Consider the following 6,726-nt stretch of genomic DNA (forward strand, 5'->3'; position numbering starts at 1 on the left):
GGTCCCGGACGCCCGCCGGAGCGCGGCCCCACCCCCGCCGGGGCCGCGTACGGGGCCATTCCAAGCGCTCCCGAGGTCCCCCGATCCAAGTTCTTCGCGCCCCGCCCGCCGGCGCACCCCGCCCGCCGGCGGACCCCGGCAAGCCGGTGTACCTGCGGCCCGCCATTGTCGGCCTGCTCGTCCCGGCGGTCCTGATCCCGCTGATCGTCGTCAGGGCCAAGCGCGACCCCGAGTTCGCCAAGGCCGGCGACTGCATCCACAACAACAACCCGATCGCCGCCGCCCTGCCCGGCGTCGTCGACAGCAACCCCGACATCGACCTGGTCCCCTGCTCCGACCCGAAGGCCGAGGCCCGCGTCGTCGGCCGCGAGGACGACACCACCGACGGCGAGAACGCCTGCCGCAAGTACCCCACCGCCGACGGCTACTTCACCTCCAAGCACGGCAGCGACAAGTACACCCTCTGCCTGCAGGGCCTGGAGACCCCCAAGCAGCCGAAGCCGACCACCATCTTCGGCCCCGTCAACCCGTAGCGAGGCGCCGCCCCGGGTCCCTCGCCGCACTCGGCCGGCCGATCCTTCGCCGAACGGCCCGGCGCCGGGCCGTTCGCTGTCACCGGGGGCGGTGGGCAGGGGAGCCGGGGGTGTATGTTCGCACCCAGCCGTCCAGAAGGGCGAAGGCCATGGGGATCTCCACGCACGCGATGGTGCCGCCGCTCCTGCTGGCCGCACTGGTCCTGCTCGCCGTCAGACTGGCCCGACGGCACCGCGCCGGTGCGCCCGTAGCGCTGCTGCCACGGTCACGTCCGGCCCGCGCCGTCGCAGCGGCCGTCATCGCCCTGGTGATGCTCTCCGGAGCGCTGACCGGAGACCCCTGGTCGGCGGTCGTCCCCGCCCTCACGCTCGGCGGCCTGACCGGCGCCCTCGTGGACCTCCGCTACGGCTCCCCGCGCTGACGCCCGCCCGCGGCGCTGCCCGGGCGGTTCGTCAGGAGGCGGACGGCTCGATCTCCCCGGCGAAGACGATGACCTGGTCGATGAGGCTCCGCCGCAGATGGACGACGTCCGTTCCCGCCAGGCGGGGGCCTCCGTCCGGCGTGGTGAAGACCCACTGGTAGCGGGCCCACTCGCCGGGCATGTCCACCGCCGAACAGCGCGTCATCGTGCCGGTTCCCGCCGGGTGGCGCCGGATGTCCAGCACGAACTGCTCGACCGCCGCGATTCCCTCGCTGCGGCCCAACGGCCCCCAGAAGACCACGTCCGAGGTCAGGGCCTGGGAGAGCAGGGCCGTCACATAGGTGTCGTCCGAGGCGTTGAACGCGGAGATGAACGTGTCGATCGCGGAGCGTGCCGTCTCTTCCTGCATACCCCAGTAATACCAGCCGCTGCGCGTACGGATCAGGAAGAGGGCGAGTACCAAGGACGGCAGCACCCACGCGGCACCCCGTGCCGCCCGGGCTTCCGCCCTCGATCCGCACGCCGCCGCCCCGGTGTCGAAACCGGGGCGGCGCTGGACCCAGTGGGTGACCAACCGGCTTTCCGCGGAGGACTCGGCGGTCCGTCCCGTGATGGGACCGCATGCGCCGCACGCCCGCCGGAACCGCGCCACCGGGCTCCCCGCCCGCGCAAATCCCCGGTGAGGATCGGTACATGGCCTCCAGGGTGTTCGCAGAGGGGTTCCGGCACGGGGCGGAGCGGCACACGCCTCCGGGCTCAGCGGCAGATGGCAAGGCCGCCCGGGTGCGGGCCGACCGCCCGGGCGGCCCGCAGCGCCGCCCTGGCACGGGCCGCGCCGGGGCGGGTGGCCGCCTCGCCGCCGCCGACCGCGACGGGGCGGGGGGCGAGGCCCGCGCAGGGGCCGCAGATGCCGGGTTCGGGCACCGGGTCGTGGCACGCCGCGCACTCGGCGTACCGAAGTGCCCCGGTCCGTACGGTGCTTGGGGCGGGCGGCAGCTTGTGCTCCAGGCGGTGGCGGAGGACGGCGACCGCCGAGTGCATCGGGGCGGGCAGGCCCGGCAGCAGGGCCTGGGCGAGGTCGGCGGCGGTGCTGCCGCGTTCCAGCCACCGGGCGACCAGGGGAGCGAGTGCGCGGGCTTCGGCCTCGCCCAGGCGCAGGCGCGGTTCGGGGCGGATCACCCGGAACAGCGTGGCGACCGCCTCGCGGAGCTGCTCGTCGGACTGCCCGCCCGGCCGCCCGTCCGCTTGCCCGTCGGGCGGTTCGGAGGGTGGTTCGGCGGGGAGGGTGGGTTCTTGGTGCCGGTCCTTTGAAAGGGTGTCAGTGCGGCCGGCGCTCGCTCCACCGGGGACCGGGCGGGTGGTACTCGGCGCTGCGGCCCGAGGGATGTCGTAGACGTGGGTCTCGGTGATGATCGTGCCGTCGGGCAGGCGGATCTTCTCGACCCGGTAGTACCCGGCGTCGGCCAGCTCCTTCAGGGCCCTGCGGACGGCGCCGCGCCCCTGGGGGCTGGTGTCGGCCATGTGCCGGCCGTCCTCGCGCCAGCCGTCGGGCCGGGAGAGGAGGTCCGCGAGCAGGCCCCGGGCGGTGTAGGAGAGCCGTCGGTACTGGAGTACGGCGTTGGGCAGCACGGTGAAGTCGCGCACGGGGGCGCTACGATGGACGCGCATCGGGAGTGTCAGCTCCTGTTGCCGGACCCCGGGGTGTTACCAGCACCGCCGGGGTCGCCTGTTTTCGGTTGGATTACGGAACGTACCACAACGGTCACGCACAGAACGGGCGTTCGCGACAACTGCCCTGATGGGGGCGCTCCGTCACCCGGCGTCAGCCGGGGGTGCCCGGGCGGTGGACGGTGAGGTCGCCGTAGGAGCGCAGGGCGCCGGCCGGGTCGCCGGGCTTGTCCCGCAGGACGGAGTCCAGGAAGGCGAGGGTGGCCGCGGCGACGGTGCGCGGGCCCCCGGTGCGGCCCAGGGTGCCGACGAGCGAGGGCACCGGCGGCAGGTACAGGGGGCCGTCCATGAAGGTGAGGTGGGCGGCGCCGGGGACGGTGAGCCGGTAGCTCGGCGCGGTGCTGGAGTCGAGCGCCTCGGTGAGGCGGGGCAGGTAGCGCGGGTCGCTGTCCGGGGTGATGGCCTGGGTGAGCGCGAGCGTCGGCCGGTCGAGGGCGGGCGCGGTGGGGCCGTGGGGGTAGCCGTCCAGGTCGACGACGGCGGCGAAGCGGCGGTCCTGCCGGGCCGCCTGCAGGGCGGCGGCGCCGCCCATGGAGTGGCCGGTCACCGCGACCCGGCCGGTGTCCAGGCGTCCGGTCAGCGGGTCGGCGATCCCGCCGCGCTCCAGGGCGTCCAGCTGGGTGAGGACGAAGCCGAGGTCGCCGGCCCGGACGGCCGTCCAGCCGGCCGCCAGCTCGTCGTCCTTGTCCCGGTCGCCGCTGGAGGCGGTCTCGGTGCCGATCGTCCGGCCGTCGGCGAGGACGACTGCGGCGGAGTCGTACGGGTGGTCGAGGGCGGCCACCACGTAGCCGTGGCTGGCCAGTTCCTCCGCCCACGCGGTGTTTTGGGTGCGCACCCCGCCCGACCCGGGGGAGAACAGCACGACCGGGAACCGTTCGCCGCCGCCGGCCACCGGGGCGTCGAAGACCGAACGGCTGTGGGCGCGCGGGACACCGTCGACCAGGAAGCCCGGCAGGCCGACGCCCCGGGCGAGGGCCCCGGAGACGGTGCGCGCCTCCTGCGCGGTGCGTCCGAGGTACTGGGCCCGCTGCGCGCCCGCGGGGATCTTCCCCGCGGGGTACCAGAGTTGGACCACGACGGTGCGCAGGTCGTTCGGGTCGGCGGTGAAGGTCTCGGGGCGGTGCGGGTCGGTCCACTGCACCACGCGGGTGCCGACCGCGAAGCCACCCGACGGCTCGGGGAACACCGGGACGGGAAAGGCCCAGGCGGCCACCGGGCCCGTGGCGATCAGGCCGACGCAGGCCGCCGACCCCGGCAGCGCCAGCCACCAGCGGGCCCGCCACGCCGGCCGTCCGGTACGGCGGCGCAGCGGTCGCAGCAGGGGAGCGAGGGCGAACGGCGAGGCGAGGGCGGCGCCCGCCAGGACCGGCAGCAGCTGCCAGCGGATGCCCGCCGCGCCCAGCGCGATCGCGCACGGCACGAGGACCGCCCCCGCCGCGATCGTGGCGCGCGGGCGGGCGGCGGGGGGAAGCCAGCGGGCCGTCACCAGCGCGAGGGCGGCCAGCAGGGCGAGGATTTCCAGGGGGGACATGGGCAGTCCCGGGATGATCTCGGTCACCTGGCCATGCTCGGCGCCGGGCGCGCGCCGCCGCATCGGCCACCGGTCGCCGCCGTGTGCCACCGGGGGAGCGGTCCGCGGCGGTCCGGGTACGACCGCGGTAGCAGCCGGGCAGGCCGGAGCGGCGGGCGCGCTGCGACCACGGGAGGTGGCGGGACTCCTCCTGCGGTCGTATGCCGGTGCGGGGCGATCAGACGGTGGGATCATGCGCCGCGCGGGGCCGGCGGCCTACCGTGACAGGGCCGCGGTACGTGCCGGGGCGGCGGCACGCACCCGGGGCCGCGCAGGCGTACGGTCCCCGTGCCCGACGTGCCGGACGTGCCGGACGTGCCGGACGTGCCCGATGTGCCGGACCCGGGGCCGCCTTGACACCGAATCGACAGGGACGTGCGATGACCGAGGCGGCCGCCGAACCCGGCCACGCCCACCGGAACCAGGCGCCGGTGCGCGTCCGCGTGCGGGCCCGGTGGGCGAGGACGGCCGTACGGCTGACCGGCTACGCCGACCTCGCCTGCGCACGAGCCGCACGAGCCGCGCGACCGCTGAGAGCCGCCGCGCGCTGGCGCTCCCGGCTGCCGCCCACCGCGTGGGACGCCCTGCTGGCGGCGCTCCTGCTCCTCAACGTCGCGACCACCCGCGCACCGCACGAGCTGCCGGTGGCCGCGGCCCTCACCGCCGCCCTCACGCTGCCCCTGCTGTGGCGGCGCCGGGCCCCGCGCACGGTGTTCGCCGCCGTGGCGGCCGCGGCCCTCGTCCAGTGGCTGGCCGATGTCCAACTGCCCGCCGACGTCGCCCTGTTGGTGGCCCTCTACACGGTGGCCGCGGCCTCGGGCCGGCGCGGCACGCTCGTCGCCGGTGCCGTCGTGGAGGCCGGGGCGCTGCTGGCCTGCCTGCGCTGGTCGACGGACGGCGCGTTCCTGGCCCCCTTCGTCGCGGTCACCGCGCTGGCCGTCGCCGCCGCCGTCCTCGGTGTGAACGTGCGCACCACGCGCGCCTACCTCGCCGCCCTGGAGGAGCGGGCCGCACGCCTGGAACACGAACAGGAGCAGCAGGCGCGACTGGCCGCCGCCGAGGAACGGGCGCGCATCACCCGGGAGATGCACGACATCGTCACCCACAACCTGTCCGTCATGGTCGCGCTCACCGACGCCGCCGTCTACGCCCAGCACCGGTCGCCCGACAAGGCCACCACCGCGATGCTCCAGATCTCCGAGACCGGCCGGCAGGCCCTGACCGACATGCGCCGCTCGCTGGGCGTCCTGCGCACCGACGAACCGGACGCGCGGCGCCACCCGCTGCCCGGCATCGCCCAACTGGCCGCCCTCGCCGACCAGATGGGCGCCGCCGGGCTGCCCACCGGCCTCGACGTCCACGGCGGCCACGCCCACATCCCCGCCACCGCCCAACTCACCGTCTACCGCCTGGTACAGGAAGCCTTGACCAACACCCTCAAGCACGCACCCGCCGGCGCCCGCGCGACGGTCCGGATCCACTGCGCGGCCGCGACCGTCACCGTGGACGTCACCGACACCGGCCCCCACCCGCCCCAGCCCGCCGCCGCCGCTGCCGTCGTCGTACCGCCCGGCCACGGCATCCCCGGCATGCGCGAACGCTCGGCCGCCTACGGGGGCACACTGCACGCCGGACCGCTTCCCGACGGCGGCTGGCGGGTCCACACCCGCCTCCACCTCGACAGCGCCGGAGCGCCGCCCGCATGACGATCCGCATCCTGATCGCCGACGACGAAGCACTCCTCCGGATGGCCTTCAGTACCGTCCTGGAAGCCCAGCCCGACATGGCACCGGTCGGCGAAGCCGCCGACGGCGCCCAGGCCGTACGCCTCGCCCGCGAACTGCGCCCCGACGTCGTCCTCATGGACGTCCGGATGCCCGGAACCGACGGCATCGAGGCGACCGGGCAGCTCGTCGCGGCCTCCCCGCAGAGCAGAGTGCTCATCCTCACCACCTTCGACCTGGACGAGTACGCCTTCGCCGGACTCAACGCCGGAGCCTCCGGCTTCCTGCTGAAGAACGCCCGCCCCGAGGAACTCCTCACCGCGATCCGCAACGTCGCCGCGGGCGACGCCGTACTCTCCCCGCGGATCACCCGCCGTCTCCTGGACAACCTCCGCCCGCACATCCCCGACGGCCGCGACCCCGACCACGACGAGCGGCTGAACCGGCTCAGCACCCGCGAACGCGAGGTACTCGTCCAGGTCGGCCGCGGCCTGTCCAACACCGAGATCGCCGCCACCCTGCACCTCGCGGAGGCCACCGTGAAGTCCCACCTGGGCCGCATCCTCCACAAGCTCGAACTCCGCGACCGCATCCAAGCCGTGGTCCTCGCCTACGAAACCCGCCTCATCCACCCGACATGACCCGCCCCCCGGTACCCACCCCGCGCGGGGAGTGGGCCCAGTCGACTTACCCCGCGGCCCGGGCCCACCCCCCGGGTGTGGACCGCCCCCCCGCGTGCCGGCGGGGGG

Annotated in this window: 7 protein-coding genes; 4 read left to right on the forward strand and 3 right to left on the reverse strand. The window is 75.5% G+C overall.

Going from position 1 to position 6,726, the window contains the following annotated elements; translation table 11 throughout:
- The first annotated feature begins 146 nt into the window (after positions 1–146).
- Both ACLWS4_RS11105 and ACLWS4_RS11110 read left to right on the forward strand, forming a co-directional pair.
- Complete coding sequence (locus tag ACLWS4_RS11105; protein ID WP_416873955.1) at positions 147–533, forward strand: LppU/SCO3897 family protein; 387 nt, start codon at positions 147–149, stop codon at positions 531–533.
- Positions 534–682: 149 nt separating this feature from the next.
- Entirely contained in the window at positions 683–955 is a 273-nt protein-coding gene (locus ACLWS4_RS11110) for a hypothetical protein (protein WP_380743025.1), read from the forward strand.
- 31 nt (positions 956–986) lie between these two features.
- Here ACLWS4_RS11110 and ACLWS4_RS11115 read toward each other — a convergent pair whose 3' ends face one another.
- The 3 genes from ACLWS4_RS11115 to ACLWS4_RS11125 form a co-directional block, all read right to left on the reverse strand.
- A complete protein-coding gene (locus ACLWS4_RS11115; protein WP_049660939.1) occupies positions 987–1,364 on the reverse strand; it encodes a nuclear transport factor 2 family protein in 378 nt (125 codons plus the stop codon).
- A 347-nt stretch (positions 1,365–1,711) separates the two neighbouring features.
- Positions 1,712–2,623, reverse strand: a complete 912-nt coding sequence (locus ACLWS4_RS11120) for a hypothetical protein (protein WP_416873956.1) — start codon at positions 2,621–2,623, stop codon at positions 1,712–1,714.
- A gap of 154 nt (positions 2,624–2,777) precedes the next feature.
- Entirely contained in the window at positions 2,778–4,277 is a 1,500-nt protein-coding gene (locus ACLWS4_RS11125; protein WP_416873957.1) for an alpha/beta hydrolase family protein, read from the reverse strand.
- A 356-nt stretch (positions 4,278–4,633) separates the two neighbouring features.
- Between ACLWS4_RS11125 and ACLWS4_RS11130 the strand changes: the two genes are divergently transcribed.
- Positions 4,634–5,959 carry a sensor histidine kinase gene (locus tag ACLWS4_RS11130; protein WP_416873958.1) on the forward strand — a complete coding sequence of 442 codons (1,326 nt, stop codon included), beginning with the start codon at positions 4,634–4,636 and terminating at the stop codon, positions 5,957–5,959.
- Positions 5,956–6,618, forward strand: coding sequence for a response regulator (locus ACLWS4_RS11135; protein WP_380743031.1), 663 nt, complete (start codon positions 5,956–5,958; stop codon positions 6,616–6,618). Before ACLWS4_RS11130 ends, ACLWS4_RS11135 begins: the two co-directional genes overlap by 4 nt.
- Positions 6,619–6,726: the final 108 nt, after the last annotated feature.

Source organism: Kitasatospora sp. SC0581, assembly GCF_048159585.1.
GTDB lineage: Bacteria > Actinomycetota > Actinomycetes > Streptomycetales > Streptomycetaceae > Kitasatospora.

Bases quoted from the DNA above. Each gene is read 5' to 3' on its own strand.
- ACLWS4_RS11110 (WP_380743025.1), top strand. From the start codon at position 683: ATGGGGATCTCCACGCACGCGATGGTGCCGCCGCTCCTGCTGGCCGCA.
- ACLWS4_RS11115 (WP_049660939.1), bottom strand. From the start codon at position 1,364: ATGCAGGAAGAGACGGCACGCTCCGCGATCGACACGTTCATCTCCGCG.
- ACLWS4_RS11120 (WP_416873956.1), bottom strand. From the start codon at position 2,623: ATGCGCGTCCATCGTAGCGCCCCCGTGCGCGACTTCACCGTGCTGCCC.
- ACLWS4_RS11125 (WP_416873957.1), bottom strand. From the start codon at position 4,277: ATGCGGCGGCGCGCGCCCGGCGCCGAGCATGGCCAGGTGACCGAGATC.
- ACLWS4_RS11130 (WP_416873958.1), top strand. From the start codon at position 4,634: ATGACCGAGGCGGCCGCCGAACCCGGCCACGCCCACCGGAACCAGGCG.
- ACLWS4_RS11135 (WP_380743031.1), top strand. From the start codon at position 5,956: ATGACGATCCGCATCCTGATCGCCGACGACGAAGCACTCCTCCGGATG.